Origin of the sequence: Polynucleobacter sp. AP-Sving-400A-A2, from assembly GCF_018688155.1 — a bacterium.
Taxonomy (GTDB): Bacteria; Pseudomonadota; Gammaproteobacteria; order Burkholderiales; family Burkholderiaceae; genus Polynucleobacter.
Window position 1 is genome coordinate 200,071 of sequence record NZ_CP061312.1, and the last position, 25,761, is coordinate 225,831.

Below are 25,761 nucleotides of genomic sequence, written 5' to 3' on the forward strand. Positions count from 1 at the left end.
TAAAATTGCCCAATGCATATTCATATCTTGGGCATTTGCGGTACTTTCATGGGCGGCATTGCCGCAATCGCTCGGCAGGCCGGACACCGTGTAACTGGCTGTGACGCCAACGTATATCCACCGATGAGCACGCAGCTGGAAGCGCAGGGCATTGAGCTCATTGAGGGATTCTCACCCGACCAATTATTACAGTTCGGAACGATGCCTGATTTATTTGTCATCGGCAATGTTGTTTCTCGTGGCAATCCACTGATGGAGGCTATTCTGAATCAAGGGCTTCCATACACCTCTGGCCCTCAGTGGCTGGGTGAGCAAGTGTTGTTCGATAGGCATGTATTGGCTGTTGCCGGAACGCACGGTAAAACAACGACGTCTGCCATGCTGGCCTGGATCTTAGAGTTCAATGATTACAAGCCGGGTTACCTCATCGGCGGAGTGCCACTGAATTTCACGGTATCTGCTCGCTTAGGTGAGAGCAAGTATTTTGTAATCGAAGCCGATGAATATGACACGGCGTTTTTTGATAAGCGCAGTAAGTTTGTTCACTATCGCCCACGTACTGCTTTATTAAATAATCTCGAGTTTGATCACGCTGATATTTTCGCGGATCTTGCTGCAATCGAAACTCAATTTCATCATTTAGTTCGCACTGTACCGGGTAATGGTCTAGTTGTAGTTAATGGCGAAGAGCCCGCCTTACAAAAAGTCATTTCAAGAGGTGCTTGGTCACCCGTTGAAAAATTTGGGCAAGATAAACACAATGCCTGGTCTTTGATTTCTCAAGATGCCGATGGTTTTATTGTTGTGCAAGATAGTAAAGAAGTTGCAACGGTCGCTTGGGCCCCAGACTCTGGTGTCATGGGTCGACATAATCAGCTCAATGCGTTGGCAGCTATTGCGTCAGCAAATCATATTGGCATTGCACCAGCCGATGCCGCACGCGCTTTGGCTGAGTTTAAAAATGTGAAGCGCCGTTTGGAGACGATTGGCGTGGCAAATGGGGTAACCGTATACGATGATTTTGCGCATCATCCCACTGCAATCATTACTACGGTAGATGGCTTGCGTCGCAGAGTGGGGCAGTCACGAATTTTGGCAGTGTTAGAGCCGCGTTCTAATACGATGAAGCTGGGGGTGATGAAAGCGCAACTACCTCATAGTCTGGAAGCTACTGACAAGATTTTTGCTTACGGTGCAAGTGCTGGTAAAGATTCTTTAGGTTGGGATTTAAATGCAGTATTAGCCCCATTAAATGCAATGAGTGAAAATCGTGCTGCAGCCTTTGATGATCTATCTACTTTGGTTAAGGCTGTTGCAAATGAAGCAAAGCCTGGCGATCATATTTTGGTAATGAGTAATGGCGGCTTTGGTGGAGTGCACCAAAAAATATTGACTGCAATACAAGAGAAAGCAAAGTAATGAGCATGAGACTGAAAGATAAAGTAGCCATCATTACTGGTGCTGCTAAAGGCATTGGTTTTGCAACGGCTAAGCGATTTGCACAAGAGGGTGCTAAGGTCATGATTGCGGATGTCAATCCCGAGGCGCTTAAAGCTGCTACAGATCTGATTCCTGGCTCAGAAGCCTATGTGATGAACGTGACTGATCGTACGAGTATTGAAGCGGCTGTTGATCAGATCATGCAGCGCCACGGACGCATTGATATCCTAATTAACAATGCAGGTATTACACAAGATGCACGCTTGGTCAAAATGACCGAAGCACAATTTGATACGGTGATTGATGTCAATTTGAAGGGTGTCTTCAATTGCACGCAATTGGTAGTGCCGCATATGTTGGAGGCAGGCAAAGGTGCTGTCGTCAATGCTTCTAGTGTTGTGGGCATTTATGGAAACTTTGGACAAACTAACTATTCAGCAACCAAGTTTGGAGTGATTGGATTTACCAAAACTTGGGCGCGTGAATTAGGCCCAAAAGGTATTCGGGTAAATGCAGTTTGCCCAGGCTTTATTGCCACTGAGATGGTGAAAGCGATGCCAGAAAATATTCTGAAAGATATTGAGAGGCGCAGTTGGCTCGGTCGCTTGGGTACTCCTGAAGAAATGGCGAACGTCTATTTATTCTTAGCAAGCGATGAAGCTAGCTATGTGAACGGTGTTGCACTTGAGGCCAGTGGCGGGATCTCCCTCTAAGCATGCATCTTTTATATGAAGAGGGTGGCGACATCAAGGTCGCTACGGTTCAGTCTGCTTCGGGCGCTGGAGATGCTGAATCATGGCAAGCGACTAGTCTTTCTGGGAAAAAGATTAAGTTAAAAGCCAAAGAAGTTTGGCTCCGTTTTGAAAAGCCAGAACCGCAAGCCTTAATGGATGCGGCAAATACTTTATCCAAAGAGATTGATCTGCAGTTCTTATGGGATTGCGCACCTGATGAAGAGTTTGGCTTATTAGATGTTGCTCATGAGTACTTTGGCGCACAAGTCAGCGTACCGCAACAGACTGCATTAGCCATCGCCTTGCAAAGTGCGCCAGTATTTTTTCGTCGTAAAGGGCGTGGACGTTTTCAAAGGGCACCACTAGAGCAACTGCAGGCTGGTTTGGCTGCGCTTGAGCGCAAACAAAAAGAATTAGAGCAGCAGACTGAGTGGCAGCAAGAGCTGGTGGCTGGCGTGTTTCCAGAGACGCTTCAATCTCAGGCTAATCAACTTCTGTTTTCTCCGGATAAAAATACCTCTGCCTATAAAGCATTAATTGCAGCATGTACTGAGTCAGGAGAATCACCTGCGCAGCTCATGATCCGCTGTGGTGCGATTGACTCACCTTTGCAATATCACCAAGGGATGTTCTTAAAAGCACATTTCCCTCAGGGCGCTGCACATAATCTAAGTTTGGCGGTTGACCAAGCTGCTTTAGATGCTGCTATTTCAGAATTACCTGTCGCTGAAGTAAGCGCATTCTCGATTGATGACTCAGGTACTACCGAAATTGACGATGCTTTATCAGTTACTGCGCTCGAGGGTGGCGGACATCGTATCGGTATTCATATTGCGGCGCCTGGTTTAGTGATTACTAAGGATGATGCTTTAGATAAGGTTGCACGCACACGTATGTCTACGGTGTATTTCCCTGGCGACAAAATTACGATGTTGCCTGATCAGGTGATTACTCAGTTCTCATTAGATGCGGGTGCTGCTCGCCCAGCTTTATCGATTTATGTAGATATTGATGCGGCTGGAGTTTTGGATAAAGAAACTCTGCAGTTACGCGCTGAGATGGTTCCAATGGGGGCAAATCTTCGCTTGGAGAACTTAGAGCATTTGGTGACGGAAGAAAGTTTGGCCGATGAATCTGCTGAGTATGCTTATCGTCAAGAGCTCAGTGTTTTGTGGACAGCGGCAAAGTTATTGCATGCAGGGCGCCAGGAGCAGCGTATAGCTAATGGATTGCGTGCTGAGCAATTGGGGGTCTTGGATCCCAATGCCTTGGCGAGAGACTTTCATTTTCAAATTAAAGAAGTTGGTGGTGTGCAACGGGTAGACATTACTCCTCGTCAACGCGGCTCGATCCTCGATACCATCGTTGCTGAGTGGATGATTTATTGCAATAGTGCCTCAGGACGCTTGTTAGCAGATCATGGGATACCTGGTTTGTTCCGTACTCAAAAGGGCTGGGGTCCTTTGCGCACTCGTATGCAGACAACCCCTGGGCCTCATGAGGGATTGGGCTTGGAGTATTACGCTTGGTGCACATCTCCATTGCGCCGCTATTCAGATTTAGTGAATCAGTGGCAGTTAATCGCTATAGCAAAACATGGCATTACCGCCAAAATGGTGGCGCCATTCCCACCGCGAGATGCAGCCTTGATGGGTATCGCCGCTGACTTTGAGGCGTGCTATTCAGCCTACGGTGAATACCAAGATCGCCTTGAGAAATATTGGTGCTTGCGCTGGATTGCTCAGGATGAAGTTCCTAGACAAGTCTTTGTGAGGCATCTCAAAGAAGGGATGTCTCGAGTAGAGTTAGTCCCATTGCATCTTCCAGTTCCCGAGTTGGCGGCCCATCCACGCATGATTCGAGCTGAAGTGAGCGTGGCTGATGTAGACCTATTGCAGCTTACTGCCGGGGTTCGGGTTCTTCATATAGAAACTCCAGAAGTTCCTGAGAGTGATGAAAGTTCCATCTAAGCTGACGCAGCTAGTAGGTCGCTTAAATGGTATCTGGCGACGCCACCCATTTCGCTATGCCCTTGGCCTCTCAATTTTGTTTCATCTGATCTTTTTATCCTTCCGCTGGGGCCTAGGAGAAATAGAAAATCGTCGTCTGAATACACCACTCAGCGTTGTCTTGGTGAATGCTAGTAATCAAGTAGCACCCAAGCAGGCCAATAAATTAGCCCAAGCAGATTTGCATGGAGGCGGCAATACCCCCAATCAAGATGCTAGTGCGCTCCATCGGGCAAGACTCGGTGCCGATGCCCGCCTCGAGGTTTTGGAAAAACAGCAAAAGCAAATGCTGGCCAAGCTTGAGGCGGATCGAGTACTTTCGGGCGGTCGCAAAAGTGGAGATGAGAAAACAGCGACATCCCAGCTGAATTCCTTAGAGGCTGAGCTAGCCAAGCGTTTACAGGCCAATGGTCGCGAGCCTCGTCGTAAGGTTTTGACTGGAGCCAGCACTAAGGCGGTTGTCTTTGCGCAGTATTACGACGCCATGCGCCAAAAGATAGAGGCTTATGGCAGCGCATTTTTTCCGCGGGCTAACGGTCGCCCCTTGTATGGCAGTCTAGTGATTGTCGTTAGCGTGGATGCCCAAGGGCGCATTGCCAATAATGCTCAGGGTAAGGATGGTTTGAGTATTGGACGAAGCTCTGGCAATCCCGAGTTGGATCGCCAGGCCCTAGCGATTATTCGTGCTTCTGCCCCCTTTGGCGCTTTCCCTGCAGAAATGCGTCAGCAGATTGATATCCTAGATTGGGTTTCTACTTTTGATTTCACGCGGGATGGATCTGATCGATTGGATTTGCGTCCTTAATTCAGAAGACATCACTCAATTTCGCTTATCCTGTAGTTACTATGAGTCAAGTCACTTCTGCCCAATTGCATACTGATCCCACCCAATTTCCTGGTGTGGATGTGTATGCGGTTGCCGGTAATCCGATCGCACATAGTAAATCGCCCGCCATTCATCAACGATTTGCTGAGCAGTCAAATCAAAAAATGCATTACGGGCGTTTACAGCCTGAACTTGGTGAATTCAAAACCGCTGCGCAAGCATTCTTTGCTGCTGGTGGCAAGGGTATGAATGTCACCGTACCATTTAAGTTGGACGCTCAGGCTCTGGCAGATGTATTAACACCGCGTGCGCAGCTAGCTGGCGCTGTCAATACTTTGCGTATTGAAGATGGGAAAATATTTGGTGACAACACGGATGGCGCCGGCTTAGTTAGAGACCTATTGGCTCAGGGTATTCAGATTCAAGGCTCCCGAATTTTATTGCTGGGAGCGGGTGGCGCTTCTCGCGGAGTGTTAGGTCCTTTGCTAGAGCAATCGCCCGCAGAGTTCATTATTGTCAATCGATCCAATACTAAGGCTCAGGACTTGGTTCAATTATTTAGCGATTTGGCTCGCTCTCTACAAGTGATATTGACGGCAGCAACTTTGAACGAACTGGAAGATGTAAGTAAGACCACATCTCCTTTTGATCTTATTATTAATGCTACTGCTGCAGGTCTATCGGATGAATCTCCTATCAGCGATGCCGCGGCAAGCAATGTCTTTACTCCCAAGTCTTTTGCCTACGACATGGTCTACGGCAAAGTCACTGCTTTGATGCAGCAAGCGCTGTATCGCGGTGCGCGGGTTAGTGATGGTTTGGGTATGTTGGTTGAGCAAGCTGCAGATGCTTTCTTAATTTGGCGTGGTGCTCAGCTGACTGATGCGATTGATTCTCGCGCTGTATTGGCAGAACTTCGCACTTCCTAATTTCTAGCTAAGCTTGAATGCGTTGGCTTTCTTACCTTCTGAAATGTTTAGTGGGTGGCTTTATTGTCATGCAAATGTACTTTGTCATGCAGATTGGCTTATGGGTAGTTCTTGATCCTAGCAGTACTGCATTTCAAAGGGCTGAACGTTGGCGTCTTTGTGGTCTGTCATGGTCTTGCCCAGTGCAGTCATCTTGGGTTCCATACGATAAAATCTCGGCCAATCTCAAGCGTGCTGTTTTAGTGAGCGAAGACGATATCTTCTTTCAGCATATGGGTGTTCGGGTTGAGGATATAAAAAAAGCATGGGCTAAAAATTCACAACTCAATCAACAGGGTAGTGGCAAATCCAAAACTGCATTGCGTGGGGGCTCTACGATCACACAGCAATTAGCAAAGAACCTTTTTCTTTCTTCTGAGCAGAATTATTTTCGCAAAGCTCAGGAGCTCATCATTACGGGTTTGTTGGAAGTAATGCTTCCTAAGCAACGTCTTTATGAAATCTATTTAAATTCAGTGGAGTGGGGCGAAGGCATCTTTGGTATTGGCGCAGCTTCTCAGCATTACTACGGTATTAAGCCGGCATCGCTTGATCGCGAACAGGCAGCAGCGTTAGCATCAGCTTTACCTGCACCGAAGTGTTTTGACAAAGTGCAGTACTGCCGTAAGGCTAATATTCATTTCCCCACACAACAAGACTTTATTCTAGAAAATATGGACAGGGTTGCTTTAGCGCCCACTCAGAAACAAAAAGCGCGCTAGCCTTATTTGTTAATTGCAGCTCTTAATGCATCTCTCGTTGCGATCGCTACTTTTCTAGCCGCCTCAGCAAAATCACTTCCTGAGCTTGCATACAAGATTGCTCTAGAGGAGTTGATCATCATGCCCGTGCCTCGGTGGTTGGGTATACCGCCAGCTTTAACGGTGGCATCGATGTCGCCACCTTGAGCGCCAATCCCTGGAATGAGTAAAGGCATCTCGCCCACAATGGCTCGCACCTTAGCAATTTCTTCAGGGAAGGTTGCACCAACTACCAGGCTGATTTGTCCAGAGGGGTTCCATTTCTGTGCGGCTAGCTTGGCAACGTGAAGATAGAGCGGTTCACCATTTGGCGATACATTCAAGAACTGAAGGTCGGAACCTCCTGGATTTGAGGTGCGACATAAAACAATCACACCCTTACCTGCGTGCTTTAGGTAGGGCTCGATCGTGTCAAAGCCCATGTAAGGGTTTACGGTAACGGCATCTGCACCATAACGCTCAAACGCTTCTAAGGCGTAGTGGTCAGCTGTACTGCCGATATCCCCGCGTTTGGAATCGAGGATGACGGGGATGTGGGGGTATTTATCTTTAAGGTAGCGAGTCAGTTTTTCTAGTTGAGCTTCGGCTCTTTGGGAGGCAAAGTAGGCGAACTGGGGCTTAAAGGAGCAGGCGGTATCCGCAGTAGCATCGGCGATCTCGCGGCAGAACTCAAAAATCCCCTCAGGCTTACTCTGAAATACAGCAGGCAAACGCTTGGGATCTGGATCAAAGCCCACGCACAACATACTGCCTTGGGAAGCCCACGCAGACTGGAGTTGTTGGGTGAAGGTATTTGAGCTAGAGTTCATTAGGATTAAGCTTATTTTAGTCAAACTGTCATGAGCTATAGGATAAACTAGCGACCATTCCTTAGGAGTTCACCATGATCAACTTGTTCGTCCTGCAAAATGGCCGCCTCTCTCAAGAGCAAGTGGAAGATCGCAATGAATTGTTGCAATACTCCAACCCTATCTGGATCGACGTTGTAGACCCTGAAGAGGAAGAGCTCCTGTGGATTAAAGAGGCTTTTGGCGTTCTTTTGCCTGAATTGGATGATTTGGGTGACTTGGAAGCTTCTGCACGGTATTTCGAGGCGGATGATGGTCACCTTCATATTCGTACCGATTTCTTATTAGACGAAGAAGAAACCTCTCGCAACGTGCGAGTTGCTTTCGTGATGACCAAGCAAGTGTTGTTCTCCATTCATGACGAAGATTTGCCGGTGTTCCGCTTGGTGCGTTTGCGTGCCCGTTTGCGCCCAGGTTCAGTCAGTAATGCGAAAGACGTTTTACTTGATCTGTACTCCACTGATGCTGAGTATTCTGCTGATGCTTTGGAAGAGGTTTATGAAAACCTCGAGCAAGCAGGTAAGCGCGTTCTGCAAGATGACATCACCGATCACGATGCAGAAGAAGTGCTAGAAACAATTGCTAAGGAAGAAGATACCAACGGACGTATTCGTCGTAATGTGATGGATACTCGCCGTGCATTGTCTTTCTTAATGCGGAGCAAATTATTGTCTGATGAGCAGCAAGAAGAGGCGCGTCAGATTCTGCGAGATATTGATTCATTAGAAAACCATACCGCATTCTTATTCGATAAGATCAACTTCTTGATGGATGCGACAGTCGGTTTTATTAATTTGAACCAAAGTAAGATCATCAAAATCTTCTCGGTGGTATCCGTTGCCTTAATGCCGCCAACTTTATTGGCGAGCGTGTGGGGTATGAACTTCCGCTATATGCCCGAACTAGAACAGACCTGGGGTTATCCAGTTGCCATTATTTCTATGGTGATTTCAGCGATGATTCCGTTGGGCTATTTCCGCCACAAGGGCTGGCTGAGCTCACGCTAATTCTGTAGTGCTGCCTCGTTAGGCGTTTTTGGGTTTAAGTAATTCCAGAAAGTGAGAGAGAGCAAAATCACGCGCTTGTTCTCGCACTACCTGACGATCACCGTTGAAGTGTTTGGTCAGCGTAATAGTATTAACAACATCACGCCCAACATTTTCTTTAATTGCCCAGCCAAAGCAGACAGTGCCAACCAGCTTTTCTACTGAACCACCTGTTGGACCAGCGATGCCAGTAATGGAGATCGCTGCATTGACATTAGCATTGCATAGCGCCCCTTCGGCCATCGCTTTGGCAACTGGTTCGCTGACTGCGCCAAAAGATTCAATGGTTTCCGCTGGAACATCCAAGCATTCAGATTTTGCGGCATTGCTATAGGTGATATAGCCTCGCTCTAGCCAATTACTTGAGCCTGCCAAGTCCGTCAGTGTCGCGCAGACAAGGCCGCCAGTGCAGGATTCGGCCAAAGCAATTCTCCAGCCTCGGCCTATTAGAGTGAGGGCAACAGCTCTCGCTAGCTCATGCTGAGGATCGTTATTATTTTTCATGAGAGATAGCCCAAACCAATTTGTATAAGCGCTATTGTGAGAAGCGTAAAAAATGCTGCAGCAAGATCATCTGCAATGATTCCAAAACCACGCCACAACACCACAGTAAAGCTCGATGGAGAAGAAGGATCACTATCCTCTAAATGTTTAAAGTGCCGATCGATCATTCCGATCGGACCAGGTTTCACGGCATCAAAGAATCGGAATAGTGCAAATGCCAACATCTGCATCCATAAGTTTGCTGGCATGATGAATATTAATACGAGCCAGAAGGCGACCACTTCATCCAGCACAATGCCACCAAAATCTTTTTTCCCTAACTCTTCACTGACTTGTCCACAGATCCAGCAACCCAGAAGAATGCTTAGGCCAATGATCCACCACCACGTTACAGTTGATAGAAAGTAATCGCCCAATAAGAAAATAGCCCAAGCCCACAGTGTTCCTGCAGTGCCAGGTGCAAATGGCGCTAAACCACTACCAAGTCCAAACGCCAGGGCGCGACTAGGTTTAGCAAACACCCACTTGAAGCTGGGGGTCAATATGGAGGGGCCTGGTGAATTGGTTTGGGTATTCATGCGAAGTGATCAAAAGATTTCAGCAGCAAACCTGCTTGCTGAGAATTTAATTTTTTTCCATCGTTATCGATGATGCGTATCTCGGGTGCTGAGTGTTGCATGGATTTGACACTACCAATTTGGGTGAGTGGAAGATTTAAGTCCTCACTAATTTTGGTGATCGCATCTCTTGAGCCGCTAGCTGCAGTAAAGCACAGCTCGTAATCATCACCACCACTCGCTGCGTATTGATTCTGAATAGTGGATGATTGTTTACCTAGCGTTGTGGATTTTGGGATTCGCTCTAAAAAGATTTCTGCATCCTTGCCTGATTGCTTGAGGATATGCCTCAGATCACCCAACAGGCCATCGGAGATATCCAGAGCAGAATTGGCAATGCCTCTTAAAGCGATGCCCAATTGAACTCTAGGAGTGGGCTGATGCATGCGTACTGCAATCGCTTCCAAATCCCCACTTTCTAATTCAATTTCGTGACGCAGTGCAGCAAGAGCAAGTCGGGCATCCCCAACGGCTCCTGAAACCCAAATGTCATCACCTTCTAAAGCCCCAGACCTACGAATAGATTTGTCTTTCGGAATACTGCCAAAAGCAGTGATGCAAATATTGAGTGGACCGGCGGTAGTATCGCCACCAATGAGGGGGCAAGAAAATTGATTTGCGATTGCAAATAAACCTTTACTAAAGGCTTCCAACCAGACTGAATTCGCCTCCGGTAGTGCCAGTGCGAGTGTGAAACCGATCGGCCTAGCGCCCATAGCAGCCAGGTCTGAGAGGTTGACTGCTAGGGCTTTCCAGCCTAGCCACTCTGGATTGGCGTCTGGAAAAAAGTGTCGTCCAGATACCAGCATGTCGCTGGTAATGGCAAGCTCCTCGGCGGGATCGGTTTTTAGTAGGGCGCAATCATCACCAATCCCCAGCTTTACTGAGCTGGGATTCTTTGCGAGCATGAGTTCCGACTGCGTTTTAAAGAAACGCTGAATTAGATCAAATTCGCCAAGTGGGGAGGTTTGAGATTGCATGCCCCATTTTATGGCTCTTGTGACTCTTCCATCTGAGAGGAATAGAATTAGAGCTTGAATACGTCTGATTGATGAGTGAACTGATGAGCAAACCAAGCAATAGCAGTAAAGAACAGCAAATAGCAGATTTAAGGGCAGCCGCTCTTCACTATCATGAGTTCCCAACTCCAGGCAAGATTGAAATCGCCCCAACGAAGCAGTTAACCAATCAGCGTGACTTAGCTCTAGCTTACACACCTGGCGTTGCTGCGCCGTGCGAGGAAATTGTTAAAGATCCCGCGAATGCTTTCAAATACACAGCTCGAGGTAATTTAGTTGGTGTGATTACCAACGGTACGGCAGTATTGGGCCTCGGAAATATCGGACCATTGGCTAGTAAGCCAGTGATGGAGGGTAAAGCAGTTCTCTTTAAGAAATTTGCTGGCATTGATGTTTTTGATATTGAAATTAATGAAAACGATCCAGAGAAATTAGTTGAAATCATTGCGGCGCTCGAACCCACTTTTGGTGGTGTCAATTTAGAAGACATCAAAGCACCAGATTGTTTTATTGTTGAGCGCAAGTTGCGAGCGCGTATGAAGATTCCGGTTTTTCATGATGACCAACATGGAACTGCGATTGTGGTTGCTGCTGCCATTCTGAATGGCTTAAAAGTAGTTGGTAAGGATGTTGCTAATGTGAAATTAGTCACCTCTGGTGCTGGCGCTGCTGCATTAGCTTGTTTAGATTTATTAGTTGACCTTGGTATCCCGCGTAAGAATATTTGGGTTACTGACTTAGTTGGTGTTGCATACAAAGGCCGTCAAGAATTAATGGATCCGCAAAAGGAGCCGTTCTGTCAGGAGACAGATTTACGCACCCTAGATCAAGTGATTGAAGGAGCTGATATTTTTTTAGGACTCTCAGCTGGCGGTGTTCTGAAGCAATCGATGGTAAAGAAGATGGCTGATAAGCCATTGATCTATGCCTTGGCAAATCCAACTCCTGAGATTCTGCCTGAGGAGGTAAAGGAAGTTCGTCCTGACGCGGTGATGGCAACGGGTCGTACTGATTACCCAAACCAAGTAAATAACGTGCTGTGCTTTCCATTTATCTTCCGTGGTGCTTTAGACGTTGGTGCTACCACCATTACACGTGGCATGGAAGTCGCAGCGGTAAAGGCTGTGGCGGAGTTGGCACGTGCTGAGCAGAGCGAAATAGTGACCTCGGTATACGGTATTGAGAACTTGTCTTTTGGTCCGGAGTACTTAATTCCGAAGCCGTTTGATCCGCGTTTGATTACCGTCATCGCACCCGCTGTTGCTAAGGCGGCAATGGAGGACGGCGTCGCTCTGCGCCCAATTAAAGACTTCGATGCTTACCGCAATCAGTTACAACAATTTGTGTACCACTCCGGTACTTTGATGAAGCCATTATTTAGCATTGCTAAGGGAGTGCCTGCTGCTCAAAAACGGATTGTGTTTGCTGAAGGTGAAGATGAGCGCGTATTGCGTGCAGTACAAATCATTATTGATGAGCATTTAGCAACACCGATTCTGATCGGTCGTCCTGCGGTAATTGAGCACCGCATTGACAAGTTCGGATTACGTATTAAAGCGGGTGAAGACTTTGATATCGTCAATCCAGAAAATGATCCACGCTTCCGTGATTTCTGGCAAACCTATTTGGCCTTGACTGAGCGTAAAGGCGTTACCGAATCTTTTGCTAAGCTAGAAATGCGTCGCCGCCATAGCTTGATCGGATCCATCATGATTAGCAAAGGGATGGCTGATGGCATGATCTGTGGAACCGTTGGCAACTTAGCAACCCATTTGAAGTACATCGACGAGGTGGTAGGTCAAGAGCCGGGCGCCAATGTTTATGGTGCCATGTCTGGATTAATTTTGCCGGGCCGCCAAGTCTTCTTAGTCGATACCCATGTGAATATCGATCCAACAGCAGAAGAATTGGCTGAACTCACCTTGATGGCGGCAAACGAAATGCGTAAATTGGGCATAGCGCCTAAGGTGGCGCTCTTGTCCCATTCCAACTTTGGTTCAAGTAGCGCTCCATCTGCAGTCAAAATGCGTGAGGTACTCGCTTTGATTCAAAAAGCAGACCCTAGTCTTGAAGTGGATGGTGAAATGCACGGTGATAGCGCTTTGGATGAAACCATTCGCGCCGGCGCGGTTACCTCTTCACCATTAAAAGGCGATGCTAATTTGTTGGTTTTGCCAAATATTGATGCCGCTAATATTTCTTACAACCTATTGAAGACGGCTGCCGGTAACGGTATCGCAATCGGACCATTGCTTTTAGGGGTTGCTAAGCCAATTCACATTTTGACGCCAGCAGCTACTGTGCGTCGTATCGTCAATTTGACCACTTTGGCGGTAGTTGAAGCTGCAAGCAACGCTAGAGGGGCGGCCTAAGACCTAGGGATAAACTTTTATTTATGTTAGTTGGTATTAACTAACATAAATAATTTCTATATAAATCAATGGTTTATATAAAATGCACTGTAATTGGGCTTGATTTGACGGCGTGTTAAGGGTAATCTAGCATCCATCATGAATAATCGCTCTGAAAACGGCACTACAGTAGGCTTTGACGAACACAGTCGGGCTGAAAGTTGGGATAGTAACGATCGACTCGAAACCGAGTCATCCGCTGCCAATATCTATGCTGAGGGCGGTTTATCTCGTCTACAAACCTATGCAGCAAATCAAGTTTCGGGGAAAAAAGTGACAGCTTCTTGGCGTGCCGCTTTGGCCGTTCGCGATGCCGGACCGCCGGCAATGTTGCGCAGTGTGCGCCCTAATATCGTGCAATCTATTCGTGCTTTCCGTACTGCTGACCTTCAGGAGGCTGCTACTGAACTTGGCCAGCATTTCATTTACGCTAACTGTGCAAATGCGATGACTAAAGGTGAAGTGCTGGAGGCGATTGCCATTGCTTACACATTTACTAAGCAACAAGCGAAGAATTTCGATCCTTTATTAGATTCTTTGACGACAACTGTTGATAAGTCTGGCCCTCAGCCAGGTTTTGTAGTGGTGCTCGAAGGTTTGCCTTGTACTCAGAAATTTGACAAAGAGGCTCGTGAGACTCTGCTAGATGTATTCCGTGATGCTGTGGACTTTTGGTCTGAGCGCCGCACACCGTATCGCGTGTTCTACTCTTTTGCTTAATCACTCGTATAACGAATGAAGCAGTAAGGCAGTAAGCGGTAAATCAGCAAAAAACGCCTCTATTTGAGGCGATTTTGCATTTCTGGGTCCCAAATACTATGAACAGCAGTGATTGCCACAATTCCAGCAGTTTCAGTGCGCAATACTCGACCACCCAGAGAAACTAGTTGATAACCCGCCGCTTGCGCTTGCGCTTCCTCTTCTGGGGAGTGCCCACCTTCGGGCCCAATCATCAAAATGACATCCTGCGGTGGGTTATCCACTAAAACAGAATATAAGCTTTTATCAGTATCTGGGCTTAAAAGTAGTTTAAGTTTGGCTTTTTGTGGCTTCTGTATGTAACTTGCAAAATCTTGTATGGGCTCAACTGTGGCTAGCACGGTTCTGTCGCATTGCTCGCAGGCTGCCTGAACAATTCCCTCCCAGTGGAGAAGGCGTTTTTGGGCTCGCTCAGCATCACTAGAGCGGGTTAATTTAATCACTGAGCGCTCACACTGTAATGGGGCAATAAGCTGAGCCCCAGTCTCTATAGCCTTTTCAACCACCCAGTCCATCTTGTCTCCCCCAGCGAGACCTTGGGCCAGGGTAATGGCATAAGGGCTCTCACGATGAGTATCTTGGCAAATATCACTCAACTCAACTTCCCCCGATTTGTTACTCAGTGAGATCAGTTTGGCTTGGGCAACTTGGCCATTTCCATCAAAGATGGGGAAAAATTCACCGACTTGAATGCGGCGCACGCGCAAGTGATGTGCGAGTTCAGGGGTGAGGGTATTTGGCTTTTGGTTTTCCCATGGGCCGGGAAGATAAAATTGAGGCATTACTGCAATATAGCTAATTAATTTTCTCGAGACCCAATTTACGATGTCAAACCTTCAAATTCGTATGGCAAATGCCATTCGCGCTTTATCCATGGATGCAGTACAACAAGCCAATTCGGGGCATCCTGGAATGCCAATGGGTATGGCTGATATAGCAGTCGGTCTGTGGAATGAGCATTTGCAACACAATCCAACCGATCCCCATTGGATGAATCGTGATCGCTTTGTTTTATCTAACGGCCATGGCTCGATGTTGTTGTATTCCTTATTGCATCTCACTGGCTACGACTTGCCCATTGGCGAACTGAAAAACTTCCGTCAGTTGCATAGTAAAACTGCTGGACATCCTGAGTATGGAATTACTCCCGGAGTAGAAACCACTACCGGTCCTTTAGGTCAGGGGATTTCAAACGCGGTTGGCATGGCGCTGGCAGAAAAATTATTAGCTGCGGAATTTAATCGCCCAGGCCACGATATTGTTGATCACTACACCTATGTTTTTTTAGGCGATGGATGTTTGATGGAAGGCATCAGTCATGAAGTGTGTTCATTGGCTGGCACACTCAAACTTAATAAACTCATTGCACTATGGGATGACAACGGCATCTCGATTGATGGCAAAGTGGTTTCTTGGTTTAACGAAGATACGCCAAAACGTTTTGAGGCTTACGGTTGGAACGTCCTTCGCGCTTTGGATGGTCATGATGCAGAAGCTGTATCTAGTGCAATCGCTCAAGCGAAGAAAAGTGACAAACCAACATTGATTTGTTGCAAGACTGCAATTGGTCAGGGCTCTCCGAATATGGCGGGGAGCGATAAGGTGCATGGCTCTCCATTGGGCGCAGCTGAAATTGCTGCAACCCGTGTTGCGTTGAACTGGCCATATGCGCCATTTGAAATTCCAAATGATATTTATGAAGCTTGGGATTTTAAGAAGCGCGGCCAAGCTGCTGAGCATGAGTGGAATAAAGAATTCCAAGCCTACAAAAATAAATACCCAGAGTTAGCTTCTGAATTACAGCGCCGTATGCAAGGTGATTTATCCAAAGACTTCTCTAAGACTTTAGATGCTTATTTAAAAACTTGCGAAACCAAAGCAGAAACAATTGCTACTCGTAAGGCCAGTCAAAATGCGATCGAGGCATTGGCCCCTGAATTGCCAGAGTTCATGGGTGGCTCTGCCGACCTAACAGGATCTAACTTAACGAACTGGTCTTCATGCAAGCCTGTACGTGGTGATCAGTGGGGTAACCACATTAACTATGGTGTGCGCGAATTTGGTATGAGTGCCATCATGAACGGCATCGCTTTACACGGTGGATATATTCCATTCGGCGGCACCTTCTTAACCTTCTCTGATTACAGTCGTAATGCATTACGTATGGCTGCATTGATGAAATTACGTAGTATCTTTGTTTTTACACATGACTCTATTGGCTTGGGTGAAGATGGTCCAACCCATCAGTCTGTTGAGCATGTAGCGAGCTTGCGTCTAATTCCCAATTTAATGGTTTGGCGTCCTTGTGACACTAGTGAGAGTGCGGTTGCATGGGGTGCTGCGATTGAGCGGAAGCATGGCCCAAGCGCTTTGATCTTCAGTCGTCAGAACTGCCCATTTGTTTCACGCAATAGTCAGCAAGTAAAAGAGATTGCCCGCGGTGGCTATGTTTTGCGTGACCCCAAGAAATTAAAGATCAAGGCAGTGATCATTGCTACTGGTTCAGAAATCGCTTTGGCGTTGCAAACAGCGGAGCGTCTAGAGGGTGAGGGTTTTGGTATTCGTGTGGTATCGATTCCATCGACGACAGTATTTGACCAGCAAGACGCTGCATACAAAGCAACAGTTTTGCCAGCGGATATTCCGCGCATTGCTGTTGAGGCAGGCGTAAGTGATTTCTGGTGGAAGTATGGTTGTGCAGCAGTGCATGGGGTTGATACCTTCGGAGAATCTGCGCCAGCACCTGTGCTCTACGAATACTTTGGTTTAACGGTCGATCAGATTGCTAAAACAGTGAAGCAATGTATTGCAAAGAAATAGAAAAGATCAGAAACAAAGTATTTATTTAAGAATTCAAAATGAGCAAGGGAAATGGAATGACAATTCGTGTCGCAATTAACGGTTATGGTCGTATTGGTCGTATGGTCTTACGTGCTTTGTATGAAGATCAAGTCAATGGCAAGCCTAGGCGCGATATCAAAATCGTCGCAATTAACGCAATGGGTGATATCGACATCAATGCACACCTGACGCAATATGATTCTGCGCATGGTCGTTTTCCTGCTGAAGTAAAAGTAGATGGCGATTGCATGGTGGTCAATGGCGATCGCATCAAGATGTTCTCTACTCGTAATCCTTTGGAAACGCCTTGGGGTGAGTTGGGTGTGGATTTAGTGCTTGAGTGTTCAGGTAAATTCACTTCCAAAGAAAAAGCCATGGTGCATATTTCTCAGGGTGCGAAGAAGGTATTGATCTCTGCCCCAGGTGAAAAAGATGTTGATGCCACTATTGTTTATGGTGTGAATCAACAAGTTCTCAAGCCAAGCGATGTTGTTGTTTCTAATGCGAGCTGCACAACCAACTGTTTAGCCCCATTGGTGAAGCCATTGCTAGAAAAAATTGGGATCGAATCTGGTTTGATGACCACGATTCATGCTTTTACCAATGATCAGGTTCTAACTGACGTGTATCACAAGGATATGCGCCGCGCACGTTCTGCGGTGACCAGCATGATTCCAACGAAGACTGGTGCTGCAAAAGCAGTTGGCTTGGTATTGCCAGCTTTAGCAGGGCGCTTTGACGGTTTTGCAATGCGCGTTCCCGTCATCAACGTTTCTGTTGTGGATTTAACCTTCGCTGCCAGCCGCGCTACTAGTGTGGATGAAGTGAACTCCATCCTAAAAACAGCAAGCGAGGGTGAGTTGAAGGGTATTTTGGGTTTCAATACCTTGCCTTTGGTATCCATCGACTTCAACCACGACCCACGCCCCAGTATTTATGATGCTTCCCAGACTCGTGTTTCAGCGGATGGTAAGTTGGTCAAAGTGTTAGCTTGGTATGACAACGAGTGGGGTTATTCAGTTCAAATGCTCAATGCAGCTGAAGCATTGATGGCTGTAAAGTAAGAAATTAAGTAGCTTTTTAAGCTTAAAAGTACTCAAAATCGTGCTATTCCTGTAAAAAAGACCTCAATTGAGGTCTTTTTTCATTAACTGCGCTTATCTTGCTAAATTAGGGCTTTGGCTTATTGCGGCAATTCTTCTTTTGGCAGTGGCCGTACATGGCTAAAGAGTGCTCCTGGAGCTTGAAACCGAGGTTTTTAGCAATATCTCGCTGCCTTTTTTCGATAGCCTCATCCACAAACTCCTCGACATGACCGCAATCGAGGCAGACCAAGTGGTCATGGTGCTGACCCTCATTTAGTTCATAAATAGCCCTGCCATCCCCTTTGCTAGACTCAAAATGACTGCGGAGCAAGAGGCCTGCTTGTTCAAACTGGGTGAGCACCCGATATACCGTAGCTAAACCAATTTCTTTGTCATTCTTGGCCAAGGCCATAAAGACGTCTTCAGCGCTAAAGTGCGTGCCACCATTTTGATGAAAAAAGTCCAAGATTTTCATGCGTGGACCGGTTGCCTTAAGGCCAATGTCGCGTAAATCCGCTGGAGTGGGGTTTTGGTTCATATTCATGGGTTTGGGAGCTAAAATCAATGTCTTAATGATACGGCCTGCCATGCAAAATTGCCTTCAACTTTTTACCCGTCTATTGAACTCCATTTTTAGAGTTTGTGACCTCGCTCGGACGGGCTTAGTCATTGCTGCGGTGAGTTCAGTAATGATTGCCACCGGCTGCACCAGCGCAGTTGATGACACACAGCGCGCCTGGATGAATAAAGTCTTTAGACCGTATGTTCCAGATGTGGTGCAGGGCAACTTTATTTCGAGTGAGCAATACGCGAAGTTACAAGTGGGGCAGAGTCGTGAGCAAGTGCGTCAAATTCTAGGTACACCTTTGCTGGCAAGTTATTTCCATGCCAATCGCTGGGACTACGTTTTTGAATTTAAACGCGCTAATCAGAAAATGAGCAAAGAGCGTCGCGTAACGGTATTTTTCGAGGGCGATAAGTTGGTCAAATTCCAGGGCGATGCCTTGCCAACCGATGTTGAGTTGGTTGCCGAGATTGATGGCTATGCAAAAACCAAACGCTCATTCTGGGAGGTCATGACTGGATCGAACAAGCCACCAGTAACCCCACCTTTGCAGCAGCCAGAGTTGCTGGTTCCCAGTCCAACGAATAATTTGCCCGCCGGGGCTACAGTGCCTGCAGCTCCTGCTAGCAGTTCATTTTGGGACTTTTTTAGCTTTTCAAAAAAGCCGTCAGATGCTCAGCCGATGCCTCAACAGTTAGGCCCTGGTGCACTCAATGTCCCGCAGGCTAATGAAGTTAAATAAAGATAACTATTGTGTTGATGTCGACTGAATTTTTTCGGCAACTTTGAATAAGAAACGAAGATACAAATGATGAAAATCGCAATCGCTGGTGCAACTGGCCGCATGGGAAAAATGTTGATCGAGGCAGTGCTTAATTGCACGGATGCTGAGCTTGTTGGTGCGCTGGAGCATGAGTCTTGCTTTTTGCTTGGTGAAGATGCGGGCGCATTCTTGGGTAAAAAAACTGGCGTAGCCATTACATCGGATATTACGAAGGCTTTGAGTAGTGCTGAGTTTCTCATTGACTTCACTCGCCCAGAAGGCACGATGGCGCATTTGGCTGTGGCGCAAAAGACGAACAGCAAAATGATTATCGGTACTACTGGCCTGAGCCTAGAACAAATTGATAGTCTGAAGAAAGCTTCTGCAAACTTAGCTATCGTATTTGCTCCAAATATGAGTGTAGGTGTCAATGCGACATTTAAGTTGCTAGAGATTGCCGCCAAGATGTTGAATGAAGGTTACGACATTGAAATCGTTGAAGCCCATCACCGTCATAAAGTGGATGCGCCATCTGGTACCGCCCTCAGAATGGGCGAGGTGATTGCTGATGCGCTTGGTGAGAAATTAGGTGATGTTGCGGTATATGCACGCGAAGGTCATACCGGTGAGCGCAAAGCTGGCTCGATTGGTTTTGCCACCATCCGTGGTGGAGATATTGTGGGTGATCACACTGTCTTATTTGCGGGCGAGGGTGAGCGCATTGAGATTAGCCATAAGTCTTCTAGCCGTCAGTCTTATGCACAAGGTTCTTTGCGCGCTGCACGCTTCTTGCAAGCTCAGGGTTCCGGTCTTTATGACATGCAAGATGTTCTTGGCCTGCGTAAGTGAATGTTCAGTAAATCAGAATAGAAGAAAAGAGTTGTATTGAATGAGTAAGGATTACGATCACCGCAGTATTGAAGCTGCTGCACGAGCTGATTGGGAAAGTGCGCAGGCTTATAAGGTAGCCGAGAACGCAGTAGATGCTTCCGGTAAGCTGAGACCAAAATACTACGCCTGTTCTATGTTGCCTTATCCATCCGGTAAGTTGCATATGGGTCACGTTCGCAACTACACCATCAATGATGTCATGGCGAGACAGTTGCGCATGCAGGGCTATAACGTTCTCATGCCGATGGGCTGGGATGCGTTTGGCATGCCCGCTGAAAATGCAGCGATTCAGAATAAAGTACCGCCAGCGAAATGGACCTACGACAACATCGCTTATATGAAAAAGCAAATGGCGGCGATGGGTCTAGCAATTGATTGGTCACGCGAAGTGGCTACTTGCAGCCCCGATTACTATCGCTGGAATCAATGGCTCTTTTTAAAGATGCTTGAAAAGGGCATTGCTTATCGCAAGACTCAAGTGGTTAACTGGGATCCAATCGATCAAACTGTATTGGCAAATGAGCAAGTGATTGATGGGCGCGGCTGGCGCTCTGGCGCTCTAGTTGAAAAGCGTGAGATCCCAGGCTATTACTTCAATATCACCGCCTATGCAGAGCAATTACTTTCTGGTCTAGATAATTTAGGTTGGCCTGAGCGCGTCAAGACCATGCAGCAGAATTGGATTGGTAAGAGTCGTGGTGTGCGGTTTGCGTTTAAGCATGAGATTGCCGATGCGCATGCTAACTTTGTTCAAGATGGTCAGTTGTATGTATTTACGACACGTGCTGACACCATCATGGGTGTTACTTTCTGCGCTGTTGCAGCTGAACATCCATTGGCAACATTGGCAGCTGCCAATAATCCCGAGTTAGCTGCATTTATTGAGAAATGTAAAACAGGTAGCGTGATTGAAGCTGATCTAGCCACTCAAGAAAAAGAAGGCATGTTCACCGGCTTGTATGTGACGCATCCACTGACTAATGAGCCGGTGCCAGTTTGGGTTGGTAATTATGTCTTGATGTCATATGGCGATGGCGCTGTTATGGGTGTGCCCGCACACGATGAGCGCGACTTTGCATTTGCCCTCAAATATGACTTACCGATTAAGCAAGTGATTACTTTGCGTACTCCATCAGATATGTTTAACACCAACCACTGGCAAGATTGGTATGCCCAGAAGGATGATGTTGTTTGCCTTAATAGCGGTAAGTACGATGGACTATCCTATGAAGAGGCAGTTGATGCAGTAGCTCAAGATTTAGAGCAAATGGGTATTGGAGAAATCAAAACCACTTACCGTTTGCGCGATTGGGGTATCTCTCGTCAGCGTTATTGGGGAACGCCGATTCCGATTATTCATTGTGGTGATGAGCAGAGCCCTGGTTGTGGCGCTGTACCAGTTCCTGAGGAGGATTTGCCTGTCGTATTGCCTGAAGATTGTGTGCCGGATGGTAGCGGTAACCCGCTCAACAAGCGTGCTGACTTCCTGAATGTGAAGTGTCCAAAATGCGGTAAGCCTGCACGTCGCGAGACTGACACCATGGATACCTTTGTAGATTCTTCTTGGTACTTCATGCGCTATACCGGTCCAGATGCAAAGACCATGGTTGATGAGCGTAATGAATACTGGATGCCGATGGATCAGTACATCGGCGGTATTGAGCATGCGATTTTGCATTTACTCTATGCGCGCTTCTGGACAAAGGTTATGCGTGATCTCAATCTCATTGCATTTGATGAGCCGTTCCAAAACTTGTTGACGCAAGGGATGGTGCTCAATGAGACTTATTACTCTGAAGAAGCTTCGGGTAAAAAGACTTGGTTAAATCCTTTGGATGTAGAGCTCGAGCTCGATGATAAAGGTCGCCCTCAAAGCGCCAAGCTGAAAGGCGATACCGCTGGCACGCAAGTCATTATTGGTGGCGTTGAGAAGATGTCTAAGAGTAAAAATAATGGCGTTGATCCTCAAGCTTTGATTGATCAATACGGCGCAGACACTGCACGCCTCTTTGTGATGTTTGCTGCTCCTCCTGAGCAGCAGCTTGAGTGGTCTAGTGCTGGTGTAGAAGGTGCCTCACGTTTCTTACGTCGTGTTTGGATGTATTCCAGTAGTCAGGCGGATGCAATCCGTGCTGCCGATACAGTGTTGCCAAGCGATTTAAATGATGCTGAAAAAGAATTGCGTCGTGAAGTGCATACCATTCTGAAGCAAGCTAACTTTGACTATCAGCGTCGCCAATACAACACAGTAGTTTCTGCAGCGATGAAGATGTTAAATGTCTTGGAGCCTGTAAAGCTCGGTGATAAGACTGCAGTGCGACCTGCTGTATTGCGTGAGTGCTTGAGTATTTTGATTCGGGTGCTTTACCCAGTAGTACCTCACTTGACCCATGCTCTCTGGAATGAGATTGGGTGCGATCAATCATTTGGCACTCTTTTGGATGCGCCATGGCCTGTAGTAGATGAAGCTGCGCTGATTCAAACAGAGTTGACCATCATGTTGCAAATTAATGGTAAGTTACGTGGCGATATACGTGTTCCTGCGGATGCAACTAAAGAGCAAATTGAGGCTTTGGCATTACAAAGTGAGCCAGCTGTAAAAGCATTAAATGGCGCAGCACCTAAAAAGGTGATTGTGGTTCCGGGCCGCTTGATTAACATTGTTGCCTAGATCGCTAACGCTTTATTTTGAATAGAAACTAAACACATGCGCGTAAATCACCTTCGACGTACCATGCTTGGGTTTCTGGCCTTGGCTCCAGTTAGTGGTTTGATTGCCTGCGGCTATCGTTTGCGTGGCATGGTCGATTTACCCTTTAAAGTAATCGCAATTACTGGCAGCCCATCACCACCTTTACGTGCGGATTTGCAAGCGGCTATTTTGACGGGTACGGATGCGAAGGTGGCAATCAATCCTAAAGATGCGGATCTCATTTTAGAAATTACCAGCGATCTTAATGGTCGTGAGATCTTGGCTTACAACTCAAATGGTCAAGTGTCCGCCTACCGTCTAAATATCCGTGTTGGATTTAGGGCATATGACGATGCTGGAGCCGATGTTGTGTCTGAGGCGGAGATTTATATGACTCGCGATATGGATTTCTCGGTGTCTACCGTTTTGGCGACCGACGTCCAAATGCAGCAATTTCTATCTTTGATGCGCAGAGATCTTGCGGTACAAATTCTGCGTCGTGTTTCTGCATCTGCTCGAGCACCACAGGCTCGAAGATTCTAAAGAATGACGATCAAATCGCATGGTTAAGAGTGATGCCCTACAGGTACATTTGAAGTCGCTCAATTCAGCTACTTCATTAAAGCCCCTTTACATATTTAGTGGTGATGAACCTCTTTTGATGATGGAGGCGATGGACCAATTGCGTGCCACTGCCAAAAAAATGGGTTACACCGATCGTGAAGTCTTATTACAAGAGCGCGGGTTTGATTGGAGTGCTTTGTTAAGTGCTGGTCAGACCATGTCTTTATTTGGAGATAAGCGCTGGGTTGAGTTACGTATACCGACAGGCAAACCTGGACGTGATGGTGCTGATGCGCTGAAGCAATTTTCTGCCCAAATTGAGTCTCAATCGGTAGGCTCTGAAGGCCCTGATACGATTTTTTGCATCATCTTGCCTAGATTGGATGGTAAGACCAAAACCTCTGCTTGGTTTAGCGCCCTAGATGAGGCGGGTATGGCCATTCAATTGGACTCCTTAGATCGTGCGCAATTGCCGCAATGGATTGCGGGGCGCCTAAAGAAACAGGGCCAAGAAGTGCAGTCAGGCTCAGACGGCCAACGCGCCTTAGCCTTTATTGCAGAGCAGGTGGAGGGCAACCTGATCGCTGCCCATCAAGAAATTCAGAAGTTGGGTTTGTTGCATCCCGCTGGCGTTCTTACTGAGGAACAAATTCGGTCGGCTATTTTGAAGGTGGCACGGTATAACGTCTTTGAGTTGACTGAAGCTATGTTAGCTGGCGATCTACCTCGCCTCAATCGTATGTTAGATGGCCTTAAAGGTGAGGGTGAGCCCCTGGTTCTGATTCTGTGGAGCGTAACTGAAGAGCTTCGGATACTATCAAAACTGAAAGCAGCAAGCGATGCTGGGGAGTCTGTACAGAACTTAATGCGCACTAACCGGATCTGGGGCAATAAAGAGCGTTTATATCCTGTGGCCCTAAAGCGAGTTCAGCCTTTGAGGTTGCGCAGGGCAATGCAGGTGGCTGCAGGTTTGGATCGTCAGGCCAAAGGATTGTATGCGGCGGAACTACCAGCAGATCCTTGGGATGGCTTGCGCTTGGTAGGTAATTTATTACGCTAGATGAATCTCGGGTGAAGCAGCAAACTTAGATAAAACAATATTAATTTAGACACAGCAAAGATATGAGTCACTCAACAAATACTATCCAGCACATGATGCTAGATATTGGCCGACGTGCTCGTCAGGCATCACGCGCAATGGCGCGAGCATCTAGTGAACAGAAAAATCAGGCGCTATTGCATATCGCAAAGTTGGTACGTGAGCGCTCTGCGGAAATTATCCGGGTAAATGCGCTAGATGTTGTTCGTGCAAAAACCAATGGCCAGGATGTGGCATTTATCGATCGCCTGACGATGACCCCAAAGACCATTGAATCTATGGCATTAGGTTTGGAGCAAATTGTTTCTTTGGAAGATCCGATTGGCAAAATAACGCCATTGCAAAAGCAGGCTTCCGGTATTGAGCTCGGTCAGATGCGTGTGCCACTCGGTGTAATTGGTATCATTTATGAATCTCGCCCCAATGTGACCATTGATGCTGCGGCGCTATGTCTCAAATCAGGCAATGCCGTCATTTTGCGTGGTGGCTCAGAGGCGATTGATTCAAATACTTTGTTAGCGCAATTGATTCAAGAAGGTTTAGATGCCGCCAATTTACCCATGGATTCGGTGCAGGTTGTGAGCACCACAGATCGCACCGCTGTTGGTGAAATGATCACTATGACGGAGTACATTGATGTGATCGTACCTAGAGGCGGTAAGAGTCTGATTGCCCGCTTGATGGCGGAAGCGCGCGTCCCCATGATTAAGCATTTAGATGGCATCTGCCATACCTATATTGATGCAGATGCCGACATCGCAATGGCAATCCGGGTTTGTGATAACGCCAAGACTCAGCGCTATGCGCCTTGCAATGCGATGGAAACACTCTTGGTCAACAAAACCATTGCCCCACAAGTGCTACCAGCCCTTTGCAAAATCTATCAAGATAAGGGTGTGGAGTTGCGCGTTGATGACCAAACCCGAAACACCCTTGAGGCCGCGGGTTTTAAAGATTTAGTCAATGCTACTGAAGAAGATTGGCAAACAGAATATTTGGCACCGATTTTGTCGATTAAGACTGTTGCGGATATGGATGAGGCCATGAGCCATATTGATCAATATGGAAGTAAGCATACTGATGCCATCATTACTAACAATCAAGCGCAAGCCAATCGCTTTTTGCGTGAAGTCGATAGTGCCAGCGTGATGGTCAATGCTAGCACCCGTTTTGCTGATGGCTTTGAATATGGTCTAGGTGCTGAGATTGGTATCTCGAATGACAAGTTGCATGCTCGCGGCCCTGTTGGCTTGGATGGCCTTACTTCTCTCAAATATATCGTCATGGGTCATGGCGAAATCCGTACTTAAATGCGTACT

23 protein-coding genes are annotated in these 25,761 nt (G+C 47.0%); 17 read left to right on the top strand and 6 right to left on the bottom strand.

The features are described from left to right. Positions 1-12 precede the first annotated feature (12 nt). The 6 genes from mpl to mtgA are packed head-to-tail and all read left to right on the top strand — an operon-like array spanning position 13 to position 6,699. A complete protein-coding gene (mpl, locus tag C2758_RS01090) occupies positions 13-1,419 on the top strand; it encodes a UDP-N-acetylmuramate:L-alanyl-gamma-D-glutamyl-meso-diaminopimelate ligase (protein WP_215328681.1) in 1,407 nt (468 codons plus the stop codon). A gap of 5 nt (positions 1,420-1,424) precedes the next feature. Further along, positions 1,425-2,153 (top strand): 3-oxoacyl-ACP reductase FabG, encoded by a 729-nt coding sequence (gene fabG, locus C2758_RS01095; protein ID WP_215328683.1) that lies wholly within the window; start codon positions 1,425-1,427, stop codon positions 2,151-2,153. A gap of 2 nt (positions 2,154-2,155) precedes the next feature. Beyond that, positions 2,156-4,144, top strand: coding sequence for a ribonuclease catalytic domain-containing protein (locus tag C2758_RS01100; RefSeq protein ID WP_215328686.1), 1,989 nt, complete (start codon positions 2,156-2,158; stop codon positions 4,142-4,144). Next, positions 4,128-4,988, top strand: coding sequence for an energy transducer TonB (locus C2758_RS01105; protein ID WP_215328688.1), 861 nt, complete (start codon positions 4,128-4,130; stop codon positions 4,986-4,988). The genes C2758_RS01100 and C2758_RS01105 overlap by 17 nt, the downstream gene beginning before the upstream one ends. Before the next feature lie 41 nt (positions 4,989-5,029). Continuing rightward, the gene (gene aroE / locus C2758_RS01110) at positions 5,030-5,938 is read left to right on the top strand and encodes a shikimate dehydrogenase (RefSeq protein WP_215328690.1); all 909 of its coding nucleotides are present in this window, start codon (positions 5,030-5,032) and stop codon (positions 5,936-5,938) included. A 17-nt stretch (positions 5,939-5,955) separates the two neighbouring features. Beyond that, positions 5,956-6,699 (top strand): monofunctional biosynthetic peptidoglycan transglycosylase, encoded by a 744-nt coding sequence (gene mtgA / locus C2758_RS01115; protein ID WP_215328696.1) that lies wholly within the window; start codon positions 5,956-5,958, stop codon positions 6,697-6,699. A gap of 2 nt (positions 6,700-6,701) precedes the next feature. Here mtgA and pyrF read toward each other — a convergent pair whose 3' ends face one another. Beyond that, positions 6,702-7,547, bottom strand: a complete 846-nt coding sequence (gene pyrF, locus C2758_RS01120; protein WP_215328698.1) for an orotidine-5'-phosphate decarboxylase — start codon at positions 7,545-7,547, stop codon at positions 6,702-6,704. Between the two features lie 74 nt (positions 7,548-7,621). Between pyrF and corA the strand changes: the two genes are divergently transcribed. Further along, the gene (gene corA / locus C2758_RS01125; protein WP_046329509.1) at positions 7,622-8,593 is read left to right on the top strand and encodes a magnesium/cobalt transporter CorA; all 972 of its coding nucleotides are present in this window, start codon (positions 7,622-7,624) and stop codon (positions 8,591-8,593) included. Positions 8,594-8,611: 18 nt separating this feature from the next. Here corA and C2758_RS01130 read toward each other — a convergent pair whose 3' ends face one another. Genes C2758_RS01130 through thiL form a run of 3 tightly spaced genes read right to left on the bottom strand, consistent with a single transcriptional unit; the run spans position 8,612 to position 10,733 of the window. Continuing rightward, positions 8,612-9,136, bottom strand: coding sequence for a CinA family protein (locus C2758_RS01130; protein ID WP_215328700.1), 525 nt, complete (start codon positions 9,134-9,136; stop codon positions 8,612-8,614). Continuing rightward, positions 9,133-9,714: a phosphatidylglycerophosphatase A gene (locus tag C2758_RS01135; RefSeq protein ID WP_215328702.1), complete on the bottom strand. Its 582-nt coding sequence runs from the start codon at positions 9,712-9,714 to the stop codon at positions 9,133-9,135. The genes C2758_RS01130 and C2758_RS01135 overlap by 4 nt, the downstream gene beginning before the upstream one ends. Then, positions 9,711-10,733, bottom strand: coding sequence for a thiamine-phosphate kinase (gene thiL, locus C2758_RS01140; RefSeq protein WP_215328716.1), 1,023 nt, complete (start codon positions 10,731-10,733; stop codon positions 9,711-9,713). The genes C2758_RS01135 and thiL overlap by 4 nt, the downstream gene beginning before the upstream one ends. A gap of 83 nt (positions 10,734-10,816) precedes the next feature. Here thiL and C2758_RS01145 point away from each other — a divergent pair, with 83 nt between their 5' ends. Further along, entirely contained in the window at positions 10,817-13,144 is a 2,328-nt protein-coding gene (locus tag C2758_RS01145; RefSeq protein WP_215328717.1) for an NADP-dependent malic enzyme, read from the top strand. Between the two features lie 138 nt (positions 13,145-13,282). Then, positions 13,283-13,903, top strand: a complete 621-nt coding sequence (locus C2758_RS01150; RefSeq protein WP_215328718.1) for a barstar family protein — start codon at positions 13,283-13,285, stop codon at positions 13,901-13,903. A gap of 59 nt (positions 13,904-13,962) precedes the next feature. On the opposite strand, the gene C2758_RS01155 is transcribed toward C2758_RS01150, so the two are convergent. After that, positions 13,963-14,724: a 16S rRNA (uracil(1498)-N(3))-methyltransferase gene (locus C2758_RS01155; protein ID WP_215328728.1), complete on the bottom strand. Its 762-nt coding sequence runs from the start codon at positions 14,722-14,724 to the stop codon at positions 13,963-13,965. 43 nt (positions 14,725-14,767) lie between these two features. On the opposite strand from C2758_RS01155, the gene tkt reads away from it, so the two are divergent. Then, positions 14,768-16,762 (top strand): transketolase, encoded by a 1,995-nt coding sequence (tkt, locus tag C2758_RS01160; RefSeq protein WP_251369219.1) that lies wholly within the window; start codon positions 14,768-14,770, stop codon positions 16,760-16,762. Between the two features lie 56 nt (positions 16,763-16,818). Further along, a complete protein-coding gene (gene gap, locus C2758_RS01165) occupies positions 16,819-17,847 on the top strand; it encodes a type I glyceraldehyde-3-phosphate dehydrogenase (RefSeq protein WP_215328738.1) in 1,029 nt (342 codons plus the stop codon). Positions 17,848-17,953: 106 nt separating this feature from the next. On the opposite strand, the gene fur is transcribed toward gap, so the two are convergent. After that, positions 17,954-18,412 (bottom strand): ferric iron uptake transcriptional regulator, encoded by a 459-nt coding sequence (fur, locus tag C2758_RS01170; RefSeq protein ID WP_215330000.1) that lies wholly within the window; start codon positions 18,410-18,412, stop codon positions 17,954-17,956. Positions 18,413-18,455: 43 nt separating this feature from the next. Here fur and C2758_RS01175 point away from each other — a divergent pair, with 43 nt between their 5' ends. The 6 genes from C2758_RS01175 (at position 18,456) to C2758_RS01200 (ending at position 25,752) form a co-directional block, all read left to right on the top strand. Then, positions 18,456-19,175, top strand: a complete 720-nt coding sequence (locus C2758_RS01175) for an outer membrane protein assembly factor BamE (RefSeq protein WP_215328740.1) — start codon at positions 18,456-18,458, stop codon at positions 19,173-19,175. A gap of 69 nt (positions 19,176-19,244) precedes the next feature. Continuing rightward, entirely contained in the window at positions 19,245-20,045 is an 801-nt protein-coding gene (dapB, locus tag C2758_RS01180) for a 4-hydroxy-tetrahydrodipicolinate reductase (RefSeq protein ID WP_215330002.1), read from the top strand. Positions 20,046-20,085: 40 nt separating this feature from the next. Continuing rightward, positions 20,086-22,758 (top strand): leucine--tRNA ligase, encoded by a 2,673-nt coding sequence (gene leuS / locus C2758_RS01185; protein WP_215328742.1) that lies wholly within the window; start codon positions 20,086-20,088, stop codon positions 22,756-22,758. A gap of 36 nt (positions 22,759-22,794) precedes the next feature. Next, positions 22,795-23,322, top strand: coding sequence for an LPS assembly lipoprotein LptE (gene lptE / locus C2758_RS01190; RefSeq protein WP_215328744.1), 528 nt, complete (start codon positions 22,795-22,797; stop codon positions 23,320-23,322). Positions 23,323-23,341: 19 nt separating this feature from the next. Then, a complete protein-coding gene (gene holA, locus C2758_RS01195) occupies positions 23,342-24,403 on the top strand; it encodes a DNA polymerase III subunit delta (RefSeq protein WP_215328745.1) in 1,062 nt (353 codons plus the stop codon). Positions 24,404-24,465: 62 nt separating this feature from the next. After that, a complete protein-coding gene (locus tag C2758_RS01200; protein ID WP_215328747.1) occupies positions 24,466-25,752 on the top strand; it encodes a glutamate-5-semialdehyde dehydrogenase in 1,287 nt (428 codons plus the stop codon). The last annotated feature ends 9 nt before the right edge of the window (positions 25,753-25,761 follow it).